The organism is Nostoc sp. GT001, assembly GCF_030382115.1.
Taxonomy (GTDB): domain Bacteria; phylum Cyanobacteriota; class Cyanobacteriia; order Cyanobacteriales; family Nostocaceae; genus Nostoc.
In genome coordinates this window covers 5,977,340-5,998,808 of the sequence record NZ_JAUDRJ010000003.1, presented here as the reverse complement: position 1 = coordinate 5,998,808, position 21,469 = coordinate 5,977,340, and the positions used below count along the sequence as shown (strand labels likewise).

The 21,469-nt window shown below is 41.4% G+C and carries 12 protein-coding genes; 5 read left to right on the top strand and 7 right to left on the bottom strand.

The features are described from left to right. Nucleotides 1-45: 45 nt before the first annotated feature. Complete coding sequence (locus QUD05_RS28125; RefSeq protein ID WP_289798942.1) at nt 46-300, bottom strand: hypothetical protein; 255 nt, start codon at nt 298-300, stop codon at nt 46-48. Nucleotides 301-758: 458 nt separating this feature from the next. Here QUD05_RS28125 and QUD05_RS28120 point away from each other — a divergent pair, with 458 nt between their 5' ends. The 4 genes from QUD05_RS28120 (at nt 759) to QUD05_RS28105 (ending at nt 6,999) form a co-directional block, all read left to right on the top strand. Next, entirely contained in the window at nt 759-3,776 is a 3,018-nt protein-coding gene (locus tag QUD05_RS28120; RefSeq protein ID WP_289798941.1) for a DUF1574 family protein, read from the top strand. A 97-nt stretch (nt 3,777-3,873) separates the two neighbouring features. Further along, a complete protein-coding gene (locus tag QUD05_RS28115; protein WP_289798940.1) occupies nt 3,874-5,373 on the top strand; it encodes an MBOAT family O-acyltransferase in 1,500 nt (499 codons plus the stop codon). 351 nt (nt 5,374-5,724) lie between these two features. Then, nucleotides 5,725-6,807 (top strand): photosystem II q(b) protein, encoded by a 1,083-nt coding sequence (gene psbA / locus QUD05_RS28110; RefSeq protein WP_289798939.1) that lies wholly within the window; start codon nt 5,725-5,727, stop codon nt 6,805-6,807. 63 nt (nt 6,808-6,870) lie between these two features. Continuing rightward, nucleotides 6,871-6,999 (top strand): hypothetical protein, encoded by a 129-nt coding sequence (locus QUD05_RS28105; RefSeq protein WP_289798938.1) that lies wholly within the window; start codon nt 6,871-6,873, stop codon nt 6,997-6,999. Between the two features lie 41 nt (nt 7,000-7,040). On the opposite strand, the gene QUD05_RS28100 is transcribed toward QUD05_RS28105, so the two are convergent. Next, nucleotides 7,041-7,376, bottom strand: a complete 336-nt coding sequence (locus QUD05_RS28100) for a hypothetical protein (protein ID WP_289798937.1) — start codon at nt 7,374-7,376, stop codon at nt 7,041-7,043. Between the two features lie 768 nt (nt 7,377-8,144). Here QUD05_RS28100 and QUD05_RS28095 point away from each other — a divergent pair. Further along, nucleotides 8,145-9,137, top strand: coding sequence for a metal ABC transporter solute-binding protein, Zn/Mn family (locus QUD05_RS28095; RefSeq protein ID WP_289798936.1), 993 nt, complete (start codon nt 8,145-8,147; stop codon nt 9,135-9,137). 364 nt (nt 9,138-9,501) lie between these two features. Here the strand turns inward: QUD05_RS28095 and QUD05_RS28090 are convergent, their stop codons facing one another. The 5 genes from QUD05_RS28090 to QUD05_RS28070 all read right to left on the bottom strand — a co-directional run bounded on the left by QUD05_RS28090 (nt 9,502) and on the right by QUD05_RS28070 (nt 21,307). Then, nucleotides 9,502-9,999, bottom strand: a complete 498-nt coding sequence (locus tag QUD05_RS28090; RefSeq protein ID WP_289800103.1) for a DUF427 domain-containing protein — start codon at nt 9,997-9,999, stop codon at nt 9,502-9,504. A gap of 109 nt (nt 10,000-10,108) precedes the next feature. Beyond that, nucleotides 10,109-11,692, bottom strand: a complete 1,584-nt coding sequence (locus QUD05_RS28085; protein ID WP_289798935.1) for a beta-barrel domain-containing protein — start codon at nt 11,690-11,692, stop codon at nt 10,109-10,111. Nucleotides 11,693-11,805: 113 nt separating this feature from the next. Beyond that, nucleotides 11,806-14,817 (bottom strand): peptidase domain-containing ABC transporter, encoded by a 3,012-nt coding sequence (locus QUD05_RS28080; protein ID WP_289798934.1) that lies wholly within the window; start codon nt 14,815-14,817, stop codon nt 11,806-11,808. Nucleotides 14,818-15,632: 815 nt separating this feature from the next. After that, entirely contained in the window at nt 15,633-18,413 is a 2,781-nt protein-coding gene (locus tag QUD05_RS28075; RefSeq protein ID WP_289798933.1) for a putative Ig domain-containing protein, read from the bottom strand. Between the two features lie 455 nt (nt 18,414-18,868). Further along, nucleotides 18,869-21,307 (bottom strand): beta-propeller fold lactonase family protein, encoded by a 2,439-nt coding sequence (locus QUD05_RS28070; protein WP_289798932.1) that lies wholly within the window; start codon nt 21,305-21,307, stop codon nt 18,869-18,871. Nucleotides 21,308-21,469: the final 162 nt, after the last annotated feature.

Genomic DNA, 21,469 nt, shown 5'->3' with positions numbered 1-21,469 from the left:
TAGGTTTTGCACTTAATGCTCACCGGGTTGTTCCTGAGCAAATAATTATTTGGTGTATATCTTCTCATCTTGATTGATTTCGTGTTCATCTGGGAAGTCTAGATTGGGTAGGCGATCGCCTCGAAATAATTCTTCACTAGCTTCTCCTATGGCTTCTAGTGCTCTTACTGTAGTTTTTCCAGTAATCAGCAGCAGTAATATAGACGCTGTACCTATTTGTAAAAGGAACGATTGAGGAATGGGAAACAAATCCAGATTGGATGCGGGTTTAGGTGAAGACTGTTGGTTGGTAGGAGGCATTGCTAATTTTTGGTTATGGGAAGCATGAGTAAGAAGGAGTTAGGAGTTAGGAGTTAGGACTTAGGAGTTAAGATGGCTCCAACGATAAAGGGAGGGAGTTTAATGAGATAAGCTTATTGTTTGTTTCACCCGTCAGGGGCATTAGAGCAGTGGGACGCAAATCCGGCTTTCAAGGACAAGTTATCAACCAGTCATATAGAATTATTCTGACTTCTGGCTCCTAACTTTTAACTCCTAACTCCTAACTTCTGATTTCTGACTCCCTATTAGTAAAATAAACGCAAAACTCAACATNNNTCAGACTTGCACCTATACAAGACTATCTTGTCCGATTTTGTGAGCTACGAAGGTAACAAAATTGTTAAAAAAAAACGTCAGAGTGTGATAGANCCTATGGTTCTAGTTTACAAGTGCAGGCACTATCCCCCAACCATCGCTTCCTGTAAAGTTAACTGAGCATGAAAACAGTATTACCAGATCGCCAGCAATCCTTAGTGCAATGGGTGAGCCAAGCAACAGGGATCAACACTTTCGGAGTGAAAGTCCGGTTGCGGGGAAATGACCTTCATATTCTTTGTGAAGGTACAGAATGTCCGCAGCGTTGGCGTACTTTGTCTGATTTGCTGCAAGCACTACAGCAAACAAACTTAGATATCCTCACAAGCAGCGAACAAACTTCAATATATCAAGTATTTGTCTATGGTCGCAGAAAAGGGGAACAGCGCCCCTCATGGTGCCATCGAGTTCACTTGAATCAAATAGATAAGCATCTCGATCAGGTGCAACAAGCACTGCTAGCAGACTCGGAAAAATCAAAACAACCGGGTGGGGCGCTAATTGTCTCTAACGAAAGTTTGGCACGCCAAGGAAATCCAGAAGCGATCGCTCGATATCTAAGCGAAACTCTGAGTACGTTAGGTGTATCGATACAGGTAAAGATTAAGCTATATAAGCCCAAGAATTCTCAGCCAGAAGAAAATCGCCTGTGGATATTTTGCCAGTCGAGTTATAGCCCTGATGCATCGTTGCTTGCCGAACCCATAGCACAAAAGTTGCGTTATCTCAAGCTTTCCGGCTACCAAGATGCCGTAATTGTTTCTCAGGTGAGCGGCGAAACTGCCCCTGATTGGCTGCTGCGGGTAGATTTGACACCACCAGAGGTAATGCTGAAGGAGTGGGCGCGTTGGGGAGATATCCAAGCGATCGCTCGATTATTAACTGAGGTACTATCAGGATTAAAAGTTGGTGTCCAAGTTTCTTTGAAAGAATCAACGCTACATATTTTTTGTATCCCAGCTTTCGATCCTTTAGGAACTGCCCCAATTCCAGACAAGGTAGTGTGCTTAGAGGCGATTTTACCGCAACTAGAAGCGATCGCTCCTCAAGGCATTCTCGCCGCCACCATATACGGGCAAAAAGCAGGTGACAAGGAACCCACTTGGATTGATTGGCTGGCTTTACCCGCAGCAAACCATCCCGCCTTTGCCCTATCACCACTTGATTTGGCAAATACTGGTGATGAACCAGCGATCGTATTTTTAATAGAGCGCTTACTCAATCCTGATTTGGATTGGCGATTATTGACAGGTGGAATTCGCGTACTTCTACTGAACAAAAATGGTTTATTGCACATTATGTGTGATGCACCTGTTTGTCCACAGCGGCAACAAGTAGCAAGTAAAATTACGCAGTTTATCCGTCAGTTAAAAATTTCCGGTATTATAGGAGTACGTATCTACGGTCGCCGGGCTGGGAATAAAGAACCTTTTTGGCATTATGGCGTCGATCTTGAATATCGCCAACGTTTAGTACCAGAAGCAACCCCAGAATTTGCTGCTACTTCTATATACATCAACGATTTAGTAACACCTGAGACTAGTGAGCCAATTTTGCGCCCAGACTTAACGACAGAAGAAGTTCAAAATTTTGTAACAGAAGTAGCGCGAGATTGGATAGCAACGGCGAGTTCAACCGCGAGAAAATTCCTCTTGAAAAGCCAGCTATTTACCGAAAGCAACGAGCCAGCCGAACGTAATCATGATGTTCAAGGAATTAAAATTGCTCTAGTTTGGGGAACACTGGGATTATTACTCACCCTCCAAACCGATTGGGTATTGGGTCGAATTATTGCACGTAATACGCCCAGTTCGCCAAAAGTCGCTAGTGTTACCCTCCCATCTTCGTCTTCCGAGCAAAAAGCATCTTTGACATCTGGGAAAAATCAGACTGAGAAAACAACATTTTTTAGCAGCACTTCCAAAACAAAATCTCCTCCAAATCAGAGTTCTGTCTTTAACGCTTCGGAATTTACCCAGAGTGATGATACCCCAAAAAATAATTTGGCAGCCGCACCACTGAAGGAAAAAGCAACCGCAACAGCTATTCTTTTAGCAGCGCGATCGCAGATGCCAAGTTTTAATGTCAGGCAATTAGACGAGCAACTAGCACTGTATAAACAGCGTTTAGCTAGAACTGGTAGTCCCCCGGACGTGTTGATTATTGGCTCCTCCCGCGCCCTCAGAGGAGTAGATCCCGCAGCACTTTCTAAAGCTTTAGCAACTCAAGGCTATCCAAATGTTGACGTGTTTAACTTCGGGATCAACGGTGCTACGGCACAAGTTGTAGACTTTGTGATTCGTCACGTACTAGAACCATCAGAACTACCCAAAATAATTATCTGGGCAGATGGTGCGCGTGCTTTCAACGGTGGACGCGAGGATATTACCTTTAAATCGCTGGCTGCATCAGCTGGTTATAAACAAGCATTTCAAAAAACACCAACAACGGCAAGTAGCAATGATTTGCCAGAAAATACGGTAAATTCGGGAGAAGAAAAGACAAAGGAAGAAAAACAGGAGATTAGTACTTATGAAGCCGTCAATCAGTCGTTAAATCAGGCTCTAGCCTCTGTTTCTACTAGCTATCAAAACCGCGACCAAATTAAAAGTTTACTACAAAAACAATTGCTCGTATTTGGTAAGAATCAGGCAGTTGCATCACAAAAACAGTTGACAGACGGGACTTCGGATGAAAGTATTTCCCAGCAAGCCGTTGACTTTGATGGCTTTCTACCCTTGTCTATTCGCTTTAATCCCGCGAGATACTATCAAAAACATTCTAGAGTTCCCGGAAATTATGACAACGACTATAAATCTTTCCAAGTAGAAGGACAGCAAGATACTGCTTTTCAAGAAGTGCTTCAGTTTACCCAGTCCCAGAAAATCTCCTTAGTGTTTGTCAACATGCCTCTGACGGCAGATTATTTAGATCCAGTGCGTAAACAATATGAGCAACAATTTCAGCAATATATGTTGCGTTTGGCTACTAATCCCAACTTTATTTATCGTGATTTGAGTCAACAGTGGCCAAAAGTAAATGATTTCTTTTCCGATCCTAGCCACCTCAATCGTTTTGGTGCATACGAAGTCTCGAAAAAGCTAGCTAACGATCCGATGATTCCTTGGCCGGTGAAGTAGGAAGTATGGGAAGCAGGGGAGCAGGGAGACAAGGGGACAAGGGGGATTACTAAAGCTAATGCTCAATGACAAATGACAAATGACTAATGACTAAAAAATGAACTTTATATCAATTTTCTATGGACTGTTCCTATTGAGTGTATTAGGAATTTACTGGTCTTTAGCACAACATAAATTGCGATTGTGGACGCTGCTAATTGCTAGTTTGGTTTTCTATTCATCTTTGCACATTCAATACATACCATTACTATTAGCATTAACGTTTATCAATTTCCGTATAGGGCTGGAAATTGGTAACAACACATCACCAGGAAAACATTCTCTTGACTGGCAAATTTCTAATGAAGAGTGGCAATTTGCTCAAGTTGATTGGAATCGTCGCCGTCTAAAGGTTTTGTGGGTGGGTATAATTCTAAATGTTTTACTGCTATTAGCTTTTAAGTATTTTACCCCTTTATTCAAGTTTGTTTTTCATGTCCAAACAAACTCATCAGATAGCTCTTTTAAATTAATTGCACCTTTAGGAATTTCATTTTTCACCTTTGAATGTATTGCTTATTTAATAGATGTCTATCGCGGTGCCCCTGCTACTGATAATTTTCTTAAATTTGCTACATACAAATTATTCTTCGTCAAACTGATTTCAGGGCCGATTACGCGCTATCACAACTTAGCAAATCAATTCAATACACTAGAATTACCTAGTACTAATAGAGTTGCTGAAGCGCTGTGGTTGATTGCTAGGGGCGCAGTCAAAAAAGGTATTTTTGCAGACCACTTGGGAATTTTTGTAGATTTATGTTTCGGTAATTTGCAACGGGCGGGTAGTACGGATCTCTGGTTAGCTACATTCGCTTATGGCTTGCAATTATATCTAGATTTCAACGGTTACGTAGATATTGCCCGTGGTAGTGCTATGCTTTTCGGCTTGGTTCTACCTGAAAATTTCGACTTTCCTTATTTCAGCACCAATATCTCAGAATTTTGGCGGCGCTGGCACATGACTCTGGGAGATTGGCTACGTAACTATGTCTACTTTCCGTTGGGTGGTTCCCGTCGGGGTTTAGTCCGTACCTGCTGGAATTTATTTCTTGTGATGCTAATTGCTGGTATCTGGCACGGTGCCGCTTTGGGTTATGTCGTTTGGGGTATACTCCACGGATTGGCTTTGGTGGTTCATCGACTTACAGATTCTATAAGCGATCGCTCTGAAAATCTAGAACAATTCTGGCAAAATCCTCTGGGTATCTTTGTCGCTTGGTTCTTAACTCAACTGATGGTTTTTACCTCTTGGATTTGGTTCCGTCTACCTAATCTCCAAGACTCTTCTTTGGTAATTCGGCATCTTTGGGGTTATCCGGCTGACGCCCAGTTTGCTGAAAAAGTCTATGTAGAAGCCTTAAATATGAGCCAATCCCAACTCGCTTGGGTACTTCTAGGTTTAGCTGCGCTTATGACTGTAGTCTATGCATTCAATCGAATGCTGAAGTTAGAGTTTAACTGGCCTCTTAAGCTTGTCTTCGTCCCCCTATGTTTTTACGCTGTTTGGTTATTAGCTCCTGAAGGCAGTTTGCCCTACATCTACTTTGATTTTTAACTGGACTATCAGACAATATAGAACTTATTATCTCGTTACAAATCAGCAAGACTTAAAATGTTTCTAAATGGTAAATTGTAAAGAAGTGTAAAGGAAAAAACTAGGCGATCGCATCATTGAAAGTGATAGCTAGATTGTAGTTTAAATGGCTTAAAAAGCCTCAATCCATTACTTTCATGACTATTGTTTATAGTAGAAAACTTTACAGTTAGATGAGCTTTGTTAAAGTATTTTATTACAGAGTATTAAGTCACAGATCGCGTCAAAATAAATTAATGTAGACTGTATTTCAACAAGCAAAAATAAACTCCGCTTGTTCCATATTTAACAACCCATTGCACTTATAAAACAATGACCACAACCTTACAACGGCGCTCTGACGCTAACGTATGGAATCGCTTTTGCGAGTGGATCACCAGCACCGACAACCGTATTTACATCGGTTGGTTTGGTGTTCTCATGATCCCAACCCTACTAGCTGCTACAACTTGCTTTGTGATTGCTTTCATCGCTGCTCCTCCCGTGGACATCGACGGCATCCGCGAACCAGTTGCAGGTTCTTTGATCTACGGAAACAACATCATCTCTGGTGCAGTTGTTCCTTCTTCAAACGCAATCGGCTTGCACTTCTACCCAATCTGGGAAGCTGCTTCCTTAGATGAGTGGTTGTACAACGGCGGTCCTTACCAGTTAGTAATTTTACACTTCTTGCTCGGTTGCGCTGCCTACCTTGGTCGTCAGTGGGAACTTTCTTACCGCTTAGGTATGCGTCCTTGGATCTGCGTAGCTTACAGCGCACCTCTGGCTTCCGCTACCGCAGTATTCTTGATCTACCCCATCGGTCAAGGTTCATTCTCTGATGGTATGCCTTTAGGTATCTCTGGAACATTCAACTTCATGATTGTGTTCCAAGCAGAACATAACATCTTGATGCACCCCTTCCACATGTTAGGTGTGGCCGGTGTATTCGGCGGTTCATTGTTCTCAGCAATGCACGGTTCTCTAGTAACTTCTTCCTTGGTGCGTGAAACCACCGAAACCGAATCCCTTAACTACGGTTACAAATTCGGTCAAGAAGAAGAAACCTACAACATCGTTGCAGCCCACGGCTACTTCGGTCGTTTGATCTTCCAATACGCTTCCTTCAACAACAGCCGTTCACTGCACTTCTTCTTAGCAGCATGGCCTGTCGTCGGAATCTGGTTCACCGCCTTGGGTGTCAGCACGATGGCATTCAACCTGAACGGTTTCAACTTCAACCAATCAATCATTGACTCCCAAGGTCGCGTCATCAGCACCTGGGCAGATGTAATCAACCGCGCTAACTTGGGTATGGAAGTAATGCACGAGCGTAACGCTCACAACTTCCCCTTAGACTTAGCTGCTGGTGAAGTTGCTCCTGTAGCAATGACTGCTCCTGCTATCAACGGCTAATACTTAAGTATTCGCTAAATAAAAAGCGCCCTCCAGAAATGGGGGGCGCTTTTTACGGCTTTTGTGGAACATAGCTTAAATAATAGCGTTTTTATCCCTCCCTTAGAAAGTGGCGATCGCTTAACCCGCTACGAATTTGAGCGTCGTTATACAGGAAACTATCCCACTAATAATATTTTGAATATTTTGTGAATCCAGATGTGGATAGTGATGTTATGTGAACCTGACATAACTCATTTTGCAACTTTTCTTTTCCCAGATATTAACTCTAGCTTCGGAAAATAACGCTGCCAGATTTGCCGTACTAGCAAAAGTAGACTGATAATTTGCCGCACTTGTTGAATTTGTATTTGTAGCGCTTGATTTCTCTGCCGTAAGTTATAAATATTTTGTTGGCTGAGATAAATATTTTCGGGTGCTTTATTCAGTGCTGCATTGGTACAACTTTCATAGGTGGTTAACCTATCTGCTATATATGCTAGCTGCTGCTTAAGTTGCCACACCCGCCAAGCCACATAGAGTAGTACCAGTGAAATCAGGGTGTTAATTATGACAACTAAAATTACCATTGTTTATCTTGACCAATATTAGCTTTGAGGAATTGTTATATATACTTGATTTGGCNTCTTATTTAATGATGAAAAAACTAGAGGATATAATTTATGGCACAGAGTACATTCTGGATTCTGGCAATAAAAAGNNNTTAGATAATGCTCTAAGCGATATTGAGAGGCTTTGCNNNGTGAAAATTAGTGTAACAAAGGCTGATGGCTAAAAAATCGCCAATTTGCCAATTTTGTAACAATGATATGTCCACACCTTGCAAAACCACAGCTACAATTGCCAAGGATTCACGACTCGGNTTTGCGAAATCAACCCGTATGTTCCATAAGCCCCATCATTACTACCTTTCACTTCTTAATCTGATAATCCTAGTCAATTTGGAGCTTTGNTGGGATGTAAGCACAATGGTATAGACCCTTCAACAGATGGTGAGAGAACTACACTACCCTCCTTGGATACTCCCCAGCATTGCCTTTATTATTGTGCTCCTACCTCTACCAGTTTTCCAGTCTGTCGTGTGCAGTTAACTAATATTTTGCCCGCAAAAACCTCACTAGTGGTTCACCAACCAAAAATTGCTGGGTGTGGAGTTGGGAAACAGATAAGGGACTTGCGGAGAAAATCTTTTAATTCCTCTTCCCTTTACCTTTTTATTTGCCGAAGGCTTCCCCATCAGCCCTTAACCTCTTCCCGCTGAAGACTTTCCCCTGGTATTTTACTAATACTTTACCAATAATGATTATCTTTTTTTATACATCCAGTAGGAGTTGAGGATGTCAAAAAAATCACCATTGAATAATTTCTTCCCAGTTATTCTTGCTGCCTTGACAATTGGATTTGTTGGATGTAGAAATCAAGCTGTAAGCACTACATTCACTCAGACTAACACCCAGGTAAATGAGAATCTTCCCCGAGTTGTAGCTACTACAAGCGTACTGTGTGACTTAACCAAACAGGTTGCCGGAAATACAGTTAACCTCACCTGCTTAATTTCTCCTACCGCCGACCCCCAATTTTATAAACCAAAACCGGAAGATCGTAAAGCCATTGAGCAAGCTAATCTTATTCTTTATAATGGCTACAATTTTGAACCAAATCTGATCAAGTTAATTAAAGCGACTAAAAACCCTACACCAAAAATAGCTGTCGCTCAACTGGCAGTGCCTAAGCCACAAAAATTTCAGGCAGGTGGTAAGAATATAACCGATCCTCATGTTTGGCACAATACCAAAAATACTATCAGAATGGTGGAGGTAATTAATAGTAACTTAAGAAAATTACAATCTAGTGATGCAGAGGCTTATAGCAGTAATACTAAAAAAATTACTAATGAACTCACTCAACTAGATAGTTGGATTAAGTCAAGAATTGCTAGTATTCCTACCAAAGAACGTAAGTTAGTTACAACCTCTGATGCACTGAGTTATTACGCTAAAGCATACCGTATTTTATTGGCAGGAGGATTGCAAAGTATTAATACTAAAGAAAAACTGACAGCAGAACGAGTCAATAATTTAGCTACAAACATTAAACGGACTAAAGTATCAACAATTTTTGCTGAAGTGGAAATTAATCCTAATTTGATTCAATCTATAGCCAGAGAAGCTGAAGTGGACATTTCTGATAGAAAGCTATATGTTGAGGGACTTGGGGAACCAGGAAGCGACGCTGACACTTATCAGAAAATGATGATTGCCAATACACGCACAATTGTAGAAGGACTAGGAGGCACGTATTTGATGTTTGAAAGAAAAGCTGCTAAGTAGCCAGAATATCAATTTAGTAATCCGAAAAACTCAGTTTATTTAGTAGTAAGTTGGATTGAGGAACGTAGCTTGCTTCCCGTTTGCGTAGCGTCCTGAAGGGAAGGTTAACCCAACATTTAAGGGACTTGCGTGAAAATAAAGTACCAATAAACCGAGTTTCGACACTTCGACTGCACTGAGCGCAGTCGAAGTGTCGAAACCCTCCTGGCTGGGACACTATTAACCCGCAGATCCCTAATCATTGTTTCTGTTGGGTTTCACTGCCGTTCAATCCAACCTACATTGATAGATTTTATTATTTAAAATTTAAAATCGTTAGACTGAACGCTCACGACAAGTCCAAAATCTAAAATCCAAAATTGACTCACCATCCCCAAGTACCAGGAGCGCCTTTAAATGGCCCAACAATATCACTGGTTATCCAACCGCCATAGAAGTTACCTGGTTGTGGTTGCACCTCTTCGCCATTAACGTAGCATTTATCCATTAAATGAGCATAAAAAGCTACATAGTCTTTGATAGATTCAAAGGCGGGTGTGGGTTTGGGGTAGAACCAGGCAGCATTATGGACTTCTTTATCACCAACTCGGATTGTGTAGTAACCAGCACTTCCCTTCCACTCACAAAAGCTAGATTGCGGAGTCATCTGTAGATATTCCATTTTGATATCCGCTGGGGGAATGTAGTAAGAAGGAGGATGACTGGTTTCTAAAACACGTTTGGCGCTGTGAGTATCTACAATTACTACTCCGTTAAAGATTATTTGGATATGTTTGGTTGTGTCCTCCAAAAGAGGAGGACGGGGATAATCCCAAACTGATTCTTGTCCGGGAACAGGTTCGATGCGTTGAAAATTAACCATCATCAAGAGTATTGAGTTCTGAAAGAGGAAAAAGTACTCAGTACTAATGTACTTAGTAAAGCAGCAACTCTCCTTGTGGAGTGACTGCGGTCTTTTAACTTAACCCTCTTTATCGTACCTCTTTAAGAGCATCAACTTGCTTGGTAAACAACTCAGTGAATAAACTAAGCACAGTCCGTTCTTCGCGCACTTTTATATTGGCACTGATAGACATACCTGATTGCAAGTTAACTTTTTTGCCCTTAATTACTAGGGATTGCTTATCTAATGAGACTTTTGCCGGAAATCTGTAAAACTGATGGGTTTGGTCTGGCGGTAATGCGTCTGAACCTATCCCAGTCACTTCTCCCTTGATATCGCCAAACTCGCTGTAAGGAAAGGAGTCAATTCTGACATCTACTTTCATCCCTTTTCGCACAAACCCAATATCTTTGTTAGTGATGAAAACTTCAGCGATATAGTTTTCTTTGGGGACAATTTGCAACAGTTTTGTAGTTGGAGTTGCGACAAATCCAGGATTTTTTGCTTGCAAATCAAAAACTGCACCAGCTACAGGCGCGCGAAGTTCTTGATATTTAACGTTTAACTGTGATTGAGATATTTTACTATTGACATCTGCCAAACGCTGCTCATTCTCCAGCATAACTTTCATGAATTGGCTATCGATTGTGGCAATCTGCTGTTTGTTCTGGGCTATCTTATCTAAAATGTTTTTATCAGAAACAGCCACCGTATTGCTTAATTCTTGTTGTCCTTTTTCTATATCAAACTGGAGGCGTTTCAGTTCTTCACCTAGTTGTGCTACTTCTGCCGTGCGGTTTTGTACTTCTTGTTGCTGGTTAAGATACTGAAGTTGAGAAATACCACCTTCTTCTGCTAATATCTTTAGCTTACTTAAAATTCCCTCTTGAATGGCTAAACTTGATTTACTATCTTCCAGCTTAATTTGATTTTGAATCAGTTGTTTTTTAGTCTTTTCTACTTCTAATCGCGCTGCGGAAGAGCGAGAGTCTAATTCCTGTTTGGCAACTCGTAGAAGTTGTTGTTCATCAATTCCTACTCCAGAATCTTGCCCAGAATTTTTTAATTGAGTGCGCAATAATTCATTTTCTGCTACTAATGCTGCCCGACTTTTCAGCAAAAAAGCAGTTTCTTGTGGCAAATTACCGCGCAAATATAACAGTTCAGAGCCAGTGCCCGTGCTTGCACCCATCAATCGGCGATAAATTTGGTTTTCTTTCATTAATGCAAGGCGAATTTTATTCAAAGAATTTAATTCGGCAACAGAGGCTATGGAATCAAAAGTTAGCAGTAAATCACCTGGCTTTACTTCTTGTCCATCTTTTACATTAACTGTTTTCACCACTCCACTCACAGGAGCCTGAACTTCTTTGACTGTTCCTTGGGGTTTTAATTGCCCGGTTGCTGGCACTACTTGCTCAATTTTTGCAAAATAAGCCCAAGCAATTCCAAAGCAGGCTAGCCCCACTAGTGTAATCATGATTGTACGCGACCAAATTGGAGATTGGCGCAAAACAATAGATTGCTCAAATTCCTGATTGTTTAAGTTAGTAAAAGACTCTTGAGCAGCTTTTTGTTGTTTTGTCAGTACCTGTGAATCGTGCTTCACTCCATTTTTGTGATTGCCGTTTTTCTGATTGCCGTTAAGGTGATTCCCATTAAGTTGAGTCATAACGATTTTGGGTTTTGGATTTGTCGTGAGCGTTCAGTCGAACGATTTGGAATTTTTTGTAGGGTGGGCAATGTTTCCCGATGCCAAAAACCTTTGCCCTCAAGAATGACTAATTACAAGTTTACATCTTGTTGCTGATACAGGTAATAATAATGACCTTTAGTAGCCATTAATTCTTGATGGCTACCTTGTTCTATAACCCTGCTGTTATCCATCACAACAATCATATCTGCATTACTTACGGTGTTCAGTCGGTGGGTAATAAAAAATACTGTATCACCCTTGAATGCTTTGGCTAAGTTGAGACATATTTGCCGTTCTGTGGGATAATCTAATGCACTAGTTGCTTCGTCTAAAACTAATAATTTTGGTCGTTGTAACACAGAACGAGCGATCGCAATTCTTTGTCGTTGTCCACCTGAAAGTGCAGAACCCCGTTCTCCCACCCGCGTGTTGTAACCGTTGGGTAAGTTCATGATAAACTCATGGGCGCACGCAACTTGAGCGGCTTCGATAATTTCTTCGGTTGTGGCATCGGGATTCGTTAGGGCAATATTTTCCTGAACGCTGCCGTCAAACAATAATGTCTCTTGGGGAACTACGCCAATTTGTCGTCGCAACGAATAAAGTTCCACTTTGGCAATATCATAACCATCAATCAAAATTCTGCCGGACTCAGTTTCGTAAAGTCTCAGCAGTAACTTCATCATCGTACTTTTACCAGACCCACTTTGTCCGACAATGCCGACAAATTTCCCTGGCTCAAATTCGAGGTTGACATTAGAAAGTTGCAGAGGGCCACTTGTGCCAAAACGGAAGGAAACATTTTCATATTTCACTGCTCCCTTAATGGTAGGTAAGGGTATATTGTAGCGGTCTGTTTCTGCTTCTTGTGGCGTATCGACAATATCGCTTAAACGCTCTAGAGACAAGGCAGTTTCTTGGAAGCTTTGCCAGAGTTGAGCTAAACGTAATATTGGGCTGGTGACGTAACCCGATATAATCCTAAAGGCAATTAATTCACCTAAAGTTAATTCTTGTTGCAGTACTAAATAAGCTCCTACCCACAAAACTAGTAAACTGCTGAGTTTGTTGAGAAAGTTGCTGGTAGAGTTAGCGAGGGTAGAAGTTACGACTGTTTTAAAACCAGCGGCGACAAACCGGGCGTAACGCTCTTGCCAAGAAAAGCGCGATCGCAATTCGATATTTTGCGCTTTTACGGTTTGAATGCCTGACATCACCTCCACTAAATAAGATTGAGTTTCGGCGTTGCGTTCGGCTTTAGCACGTAACTGTCTGCTAATAGTGGGAGAAGCAATTAAGGTGATCACGACAAACACAGGAATTGTGCTTAAGCCGACTAAGGTGAGTTGCCAACTATAAATCAGCATCACACCGATATAAACCACCGAGAACAGAGCGTCCAATCCCACTGTTAAGGCAGTACCTGTGAGGAATTGGCGGATATTTTCTAGTTCGTTAATACGAGTGGAAAGTTCACCCACTGGTCGGCGTTCAAAATAGCGCAGCGGTAGACGTAGTAAGTGGTCAATGATTTGCGATCCTAAACCCATATCGATCCGGTTAGTGGTATCGACAAATAAGTAGGTTCGTAAGGTAGTCAACACTGCTTCAAATAGCCCGACTACTAATAGCAAAATCCCCAAAATATGTAGTGTACCAATACTATTTTGAGTGATAACTTTGTCGATAATTAACTGAACAACTAGCGGATTTGCCAACGCTGCCAACTGCACGAAAAAGGAAGCGATAAAGACCTCTATTAGGACTCGACGGTGCTTTGACAAGTAGGGCAAAAACCACCGTAAACTAAAACGTTCTTGGGGTGTTTGGTTGGTAGCAGTCAGCAGTAATACCCTAACTTTGGGCGGAAAGTCAGTTGGATCGACATCTAATTGTTCAACCAATTGAGCGGGTTTGCAACGCACAATTCCTTTGGATGGAACACCGACAACCACAGTATTGGCATCTACTTCATATAAAACGGCAAAATTATCACCGTAGCGAATCAGCGCTGGTGTTGGAATGCGCGTGACTGAAGCGACTGGTAACTCTATCAACTGCGCCTTCAGTCCGATTAACTCTGCTAGGTAAGCAGTAACTTGAAACGATATAGTCCCCTGACGTTTGACTTGCTCAGTTAAGATGCGGCGAACCACCTCTCGACGAAATGGCATTTCTAGATGCTTCGCGATCATTTGGAAGCAGGCGAAGGCTGAATTTAGTTCTCCTTTACCGCCAAAAAATGGGTATTTTTGTTTTGACGAATTCTTTGAGTTTTGGGGGGCTGTCTGTGGAACTATTTCGTCTGATGCGTAGGGAATAATATCTAGATCGTCAGCGCTATCTTTATCTACTCTGGTTTCAGTTACCGCAAGTTCTATCTCATGACTATCTTCTAAGATCAAATCCGACGGATGTATGCCAAGCAACCGTACGGGGTTTTGACCGATAACTTGAATCTTGTCTCTGTCATCTTCTGATTCTAAGCGATCGCCAGGTGAAAAATTTGTGACTGTACTACCGCCACTTACAAACCAAACGCTTTTGCTATCAAGTTGGTTGAATGGAGTTTTTCCTGAAGGGAGATAATGTACTTTCGCCTGGGGTAAGGCTTTTTCTGCCAGTTCTCTGAGATTTAAGGTAGCGATCGCTTGCTTTTGCCAATAGGAACCGAGAATATCGAAAACTTCTACCAAATAACTACGGTTCTTACGAGCTTCCGCAAAAGCTGGGTATGAAGCCAGAAAGCTAAAATATGCTGATGCACTCAAGGTTAAACATACTACTTCGGTGGAAGCGATCGCTGTTTCACAGGCGACATCGCGTAACAAACCAATTTCGCCGATAATTTCCCCTGGTTGTAATAATTTTAGGGTAATTGGCATTTGCGTCTGGGGTTCATATCCTAACAGCCGCACTTGTCCCTCATAAATGATGGTGATACGTTCCGGGAGACTTTCTTTACCAATGATTTTCTGACCTATGCGATAGCGCCAGGCTTGCAGTTGTTCTGATAGATTAGCGATCGCTCCATCTGGCAACTGCTCAAACCCCTCTAGGGTGGTGAGAAATTCGGGAAAAGTGTTCTTAATATAAGTCATATAAAACTAGTTAAAGTGAGGAATTAAGTCGAAAATATTAGGGAGTATCTCTTTTACTAACAGTGGCAGTGTTTGGTTTTATGCCAGCAGTGACAAGACTTATGTGGAATTTAGGTGTTTAAATGTGTAACAGCACAGAGGGAAATTTAGTCTAATTGCAGACCTGTATTTATATCACACGGTTACGATTGTTACGCGTTTTTCAAAATAAAGCATACTGTAAATAGATCGAGGACAAGTTATCACTTGGTTAACGCTACATAATTTATACAAAATTAAACTCAATATTGATGATTGCAACTATGCAATATCGATATTCATCATCAAACTAAAATACATAAACATGGCTGTTAAATTTAGAGATTTATATTTTACTTTATGATAATCAACATGAAAGTATCACAGATGCTTTCCTAAGTAAATACCCTAGTTAAGAATTATGTAATAAAAAAAACTTTAAATTTCTGAATTATTTTTTACAAATTCTTGAATATAGGTATTGACAATATCACTAATGGCGAAAAATAGGAACTTTCCTCGTTGAACATCACCTATACCTATTTATGAAATAATTCTCCATCACTTTTTTGCTAGCTTAATTTAATAAAAATTAACTGGAAAAGTAAAGCTGAAGATTTTTTGTCACTCTAGAGGAATCAACTATTAAATTTATGAAGGAAAGACAATAACTGCCTTCAGTAAATTTACTAGTTTAATTAATAGCGAGTCCATCTAATCGCTACGCATAAAATAACCTCATCCCGCAACCGGGATAAGGTTATTTTATTTATCCAAGTAATTGCTCGTAGTTGATACTAGGCAATATTGACACTCAAATTGATCTGCACAATCATATCGTTATAATCTTTATCACCACCATTAGCTAAATCTTCAAAACCAAAGGTATTATTTCCCAATAACCGAATGTGATCTACCTTATCTGAATTAGCACCCAAGAATGTGAAGTAAACATTTTTATTGGCATTACCATTGAGAATTGCATCGGGTCTGCCATCCACAATAATAAATGGTGCAAATAAAGAATTCGGCCCGAAAGTGCCAGTGTAATTTGCAGTGCTTTGGTTGCCCACTGCCAAGTCAATGCCTGCAACACGCCCGCGCACAGCAGCTTCGGCGTAACCAGCCTGACCAACAAGAATATCTGCTGTACCATCACCGTTGGTGTCAATACCACCATTTTCATCAGCCACCTGATAGAAGCCGACAAAGTTATTGTAAGCTGCCTCTCTGTTGACTGCAAACTCAGCTGTTACCGATTGTGTCACACTCCGTAAATCAATCAGTTCGCCTTGATATTTGCCTTGCAGACCAGTACCGAAAGATACTTCTTGATTGGTTGGCTGAATATTCACTACCAAATTCTGAAAATTAAGAGAAAACCCTTCATCTTCTATGTCGTTATTTGTAGCTGAGGAAAAAAGCACACTTGAGAAGGGGGTTTTTCCAGACAGTACAGACTGAGTAGTACTGTTGGATACCAGATAAAATCTGAGTTTGGTATCAGAGTCGAATTCTAATATGTTTTTCAGGTCGGCAAGATTAAAACCATTAGGCAGATTGGCAAGAGCGGAGAAAACCACCTTTGAACGCAAAAGAGCCGCTTGCGTATAGCCTTCTGCACCAGGGGCTATGCCGTTAATCCTACCTTGTTCATCGTCAACAGTAAATACATTTAGTTCGTTCACCTCTTTAGAGGTGTTGTTTCTAATCTTGATTGAGAGTTTTCCTTTATCACCTTTAATGTTCAGCTTAGTCTTGACACTAAAGATATCGCCTGTAATTTGTGTTACTACAGCAGTATTGTCAGTAACCCCAAGTTTAAACACATCACTGGCTTGCTCTCCTGCAACATCCTTAGCTGTGACTTTGATGTTTAAACTACCTACATCCTCATTCTCAGGAGTACCACTGAAAATAAGAGTAGTAGGATTGAAGTTCAACCAAGTAGGTAGTAGGTCATTATTTTCCAGCGTTGCAGTATAGGTGAGAATGTCTCCAACATCCACATCGCTAAAGGTGTCAGCTGGGACGGTGAAGTTGAAGAGTGTGTCTTCAGTAACTTGTTGGTCTGCAATTTCTTTTATTAAAACTGGAGGATCGTTGACATTATTAACCGTGAGTTTAAACACATCACTGGCTTGCTCTCCTGCAACATCTTTAGCAGTAACTTTGATGTTTAGACTACCTACGTCCTGATTTTCAGGAGTGCCACTGAAGGTACGGGTAGTAGGATTGAACTTCAATCCCATTGGCAGAGGAGCATCGTTTTCTAAGGTTGCAGTGTAGGTAAGGATGTCTCCAACATCCACATCGCTAAAGGTGTCATCTGGGACTGTGAAGTTGAAAAGTGTGTTCTGGGTGGCTTCTTGGTCTGTAATTTCTTTTATTAAAACTGGAGGATCGTTGACATTATTAACCGTGAGTTTAAACACATCACTGGCTTGCTCTCCTGCAACATCTTTAGCAGTAACTTTGATGTTTAGACTACCTACGTCCTGATTTTCAGGAGTGCCACTGAAGGTACGGGTAGTAGGATTGAACTTCAATCCCATTGGCAGAGGAGCATCGTTTTCTAAGGTTGCAGTGTAGGTAAGGATGTCTCCAACATCCACATCGCTAAAGGTGTCATCTGGGACTGTGAAGTTGAAAAGTATGTTCTGGGTGGCTTCTTGGTCTGTAATTTCTTTTACTAAAACTGGAGGATCGTTGACATTATTAACCGTGAGTTTAAACACATCACTGGCTGTTTCTCCACCAACATCTTTAGCGGTAACTTTGATGTTTAGACTACCTACGTCCCCATTATCGGGAGTACCACTGAAAGTCTTGGTAGCAGCATTGAACTTCAACCCATTCGGCAAAGGCGTATCGTCGTCCAGAGTTGCAGTGTAGGTAAGGGTATCTCCGACATCTAGATCGGTGAAAGTGTCATCTGGTACAGTGAAGCTGAAGAAAATATCTTCAGTGGCTTGTTGGTCTACAATTTCTTTTCCCAAGACTGGAGCAGTTAGTACTGAAGCGTAGGCTGCCATTACTTCTGGCTGAAATGCCAAAGTAGGAACAATTGCCCCCGTAGAAACTTTTAGTTTCCAGTTACCACCTAATGCAGTACTCCCCGTTAAGTCATCAGACGCCGCTACTACTGCACCTGTCAATTCACTTAGGCGCTGTACAAATGCTTTACCTTGCTCTGTTTGCCCGACTTCGCAACCATACAACAGCAGTTGTGCATTTGCACTCAAAACATTTGCCCAGTCCATGAGTTGCCAAGCATAATGGTTGAGGGTTTCGTAGCTGAGTTGACTGTTTCCCAGATAAACTTGCCCTGGTGCGCCGTGAGAAACAATGTGTAGGCTGTTGATTTCCCGATGAGTTGCCACCACTTGGCTAATTTGTTCAATGCCATTCTGGTCAGGGTCTAAGACTACAACAGAGGTGTTAGGCAATACACCTGCTACCAGACTGTGGTAGTTCTCAACCTGTGAGTCGATGAAAACTAAGTGAGTAGCAGGTATTTGCTCATATAAGTCTTGAGTTGGCTCTTTTGCGATCGCGATCGGGATGGTGTCTGACATAATTACTCTATATTAATAATTAATGGTTTTTTTGTGACAGCCATTACGTGCCATAACCTGTAAATCACGTAGAAACAGGATTTTTTTGGTATCGTACAGGAGTCAATTATTAAACTTATATAAAAGGCTAATAGTTAACTCCAGTAAATTTACTGCCTAAACCTGCGGATCAATATTACCATTGCCATCGCAAATAGCATCATATTTGCCATCAACAATAATAAATAGCGCAAACAGCGAAGCAGCTTTGAAAGTCGCGGTATAATTTGCTGTCCTTATTCACCGTAAAAAATGCCTGTAACACGCCTATAAATAGCTTTAGAGTGATGCAAAGACTTTATTGGCGATCGCATTTATACATATATGAGTCCATGTAATCGCTACGCAGAAAACAACCTCACCCCGCAACCGGGATGAGGTTGTATTATTTTTCTAAGTAATTCCTCGCCTTCGATCTAGGCAAGATTGACACTCAAATTTACCTGTACAATCATATCGTTGTAATCTTTATCACCACCATTGGCTAAATCTTCAAAACCAAAGGTGTTATTTCCCAACAGTCGAATGTGATCTACCTTATCTGAGTTAGCACCCAAAAATGAGAAGTAAATCTTTGGATCGTTATTGGCATTATTATCGAGAAACTTATCTGCTTTACCATTGATAATAATAAAGGGTGCAAATAACGAATCAGTTCCGAAAGTGCTGGTAGATGTTGCCGAACCTTGATTGCTCACCGTCAAGTCAACGCCTGTAACACGCCCACGCACAGCGGCTTCGGCATAACCTGCTTGTCCAACAAGAATATCTGCTTTACCATCGCTATTGGTGTCAATGCCACCATTTTCATCAGCAACCCGATAAAAACCGACAAAGTTGTTCAATGCAGCTTCTCTATAAACCTTAAAGTCAGCTTTTACCGATTGTCCTACACCCCGTAAATCAATCAGTTCGCCTTCTTTTTTGCCTTGTAAATTTGTCCCCAAAGATATTTCTTGATTTGTTGCCTGAACCGTTACAGCAAAATTTTGGAAGTTGAGAGAAAAACCTTCCTCTCCTGTGTTGGTATTTGTGGCTGAGGAAAAAACGACACTTGAAAAAGATGCTTTTCCAGACAGTACAGCCTGAGTAGTACTGTTGGATACGCTATAGAATCGGAGTTTGGTATCAGAGTCAAATTCTAAGACGTTATTCACATCGTCATGCTTGAAACCCTTGGGCATATTAGCAAGGGAAAAGAAAATCACCTTGGAGCGTAAAAGAGCAGCTTGTGTATAGCCTTCTGCACCAGGGGCTATGCCATCAATCTTACCTTCATCATCATCAACATTAAATACACACAGCTCATTCACCTCTTTAAAAGTGCTGGTTTTAATTTTGATGGAGATTTTTGCTTTATTGCCTTTAGTCTTCAGCTTAGTCTTGACACTAAAGATATCGCCTGTAATTAATGTGAATAGAGTAGTAGGAGTATTTTTATCGGCAACCCCAAGCGTAAATATATCACTAGCTTCCTCTCCAGCAATATCTTTAGCAGTGACTTTGATGTTTAGATTACCTACATCCTTAGTTGTGGGAGTCCCACTGAAGGTAAGGGTAGCAGGATCAAACTTCAACCAAGTAGGCAGTAAATCATCATTTTCTAAAGTTGCAGTGTAAGTCAGGATATCTTCAACATCTACATCGCTGAAGGTGTCAACTGGAAGGGTGAAGTTGAAGACACTATCTTCGGTGGTTTCTTGATCAAGAATTTCATTTCCCACCTCTGGCGCATGATTGAAAGGCGCACTAAACACCGCCACCGCCGAGTCATCAGATCCAGCAGTGTAGAGGTATTTGCCATCGGAGGTGAGAGTTACAGAAACCGCACCACCAAGTCCATCAACACCATCTGTATCATCTTTTTGAACTTCCACAAAACTCAGTTTGCCTGTGGTTGTATCCCGCTCAAACACAGCTACAGCCGAGTCATCATATCCAGCAGCATAGAGGAATTTTCCATCGGAACTGACAGTAATGGAAGAGACACCACCAAGCCCATCGACACTACTGATACCATCTTTTTGAACTTCCACAAAACTTAGTTTGCCTGTGGTTGTATCCCGCTCAAACACAGCTACAGCCGAGTCACTATATCCAGATGCATACAGGAATTTTCCATCGGGGCTGACTATGAGGGATTTAGCACCAGCAAGCCCATCGACACCATTTGTATCATCTTTTTGAAATTCAACAAAACTCAGTGCGCCTGTGGTTGTATCCCGCTCAAATACCGCTACAGCCGAGTCATCATATCCAGCAGCATAGAGGAATTTACCATCGGGGCTGACGGTGAGAGATTCAGCACCAGCAAGCCCATCGACACCATTTGTATCATCTTTTTGAAATTCAACAAAACTCAGTGCGCCTGTGGTTGTATCCCGCTCAAATACCGCTACAGCTGAGTCACTATATCCAGATGCATACAGGAATTTACCATCGGGGCTGACTATGAGGGATTTAGCACCAGCAAGCCCATCGACACCATTTGTATCATCTTTTTGAAATTCAACAAAACTCAGTGCGCCTGTGGTTGTATCCCGCTCAAATACCGCTACAGCCGAGTCATCATATCCAGCAGCATAGAGGAATTTACCATCGGGGCTGACGGTGAGAGATTCAGCACCAGCAAGCCCATCGACACCATTTGTATCATCTTTTTGAAATTCAACAAAACTCAGTGCGCCTGTGGTTGTATCCCGCTCAAATACCGCTACAGCCGAGTCACCATATCCAGATGCATACAGGAATTTTCCATCGGGACTGATTGTGAGGGATTTAGCACCAGCAAGTCCATCGACACCATTTGTATCATCTTTTTGAACTTCTACAAAATTCAGGATTTTCTGCGTCATATTTCCCTTGAGATTGCAAAATAGTTTGTAAAAGTAATGTTCTTTTCTAGCAAAGAGAAGAATGTACTATATAGCTTATTGTCTGATTTTTATTCAAGCCTCAGTAGATATACTACGTATTTTCCAGCTTACAACTTATGCAAGAGCTTTAGTAGCAATTGA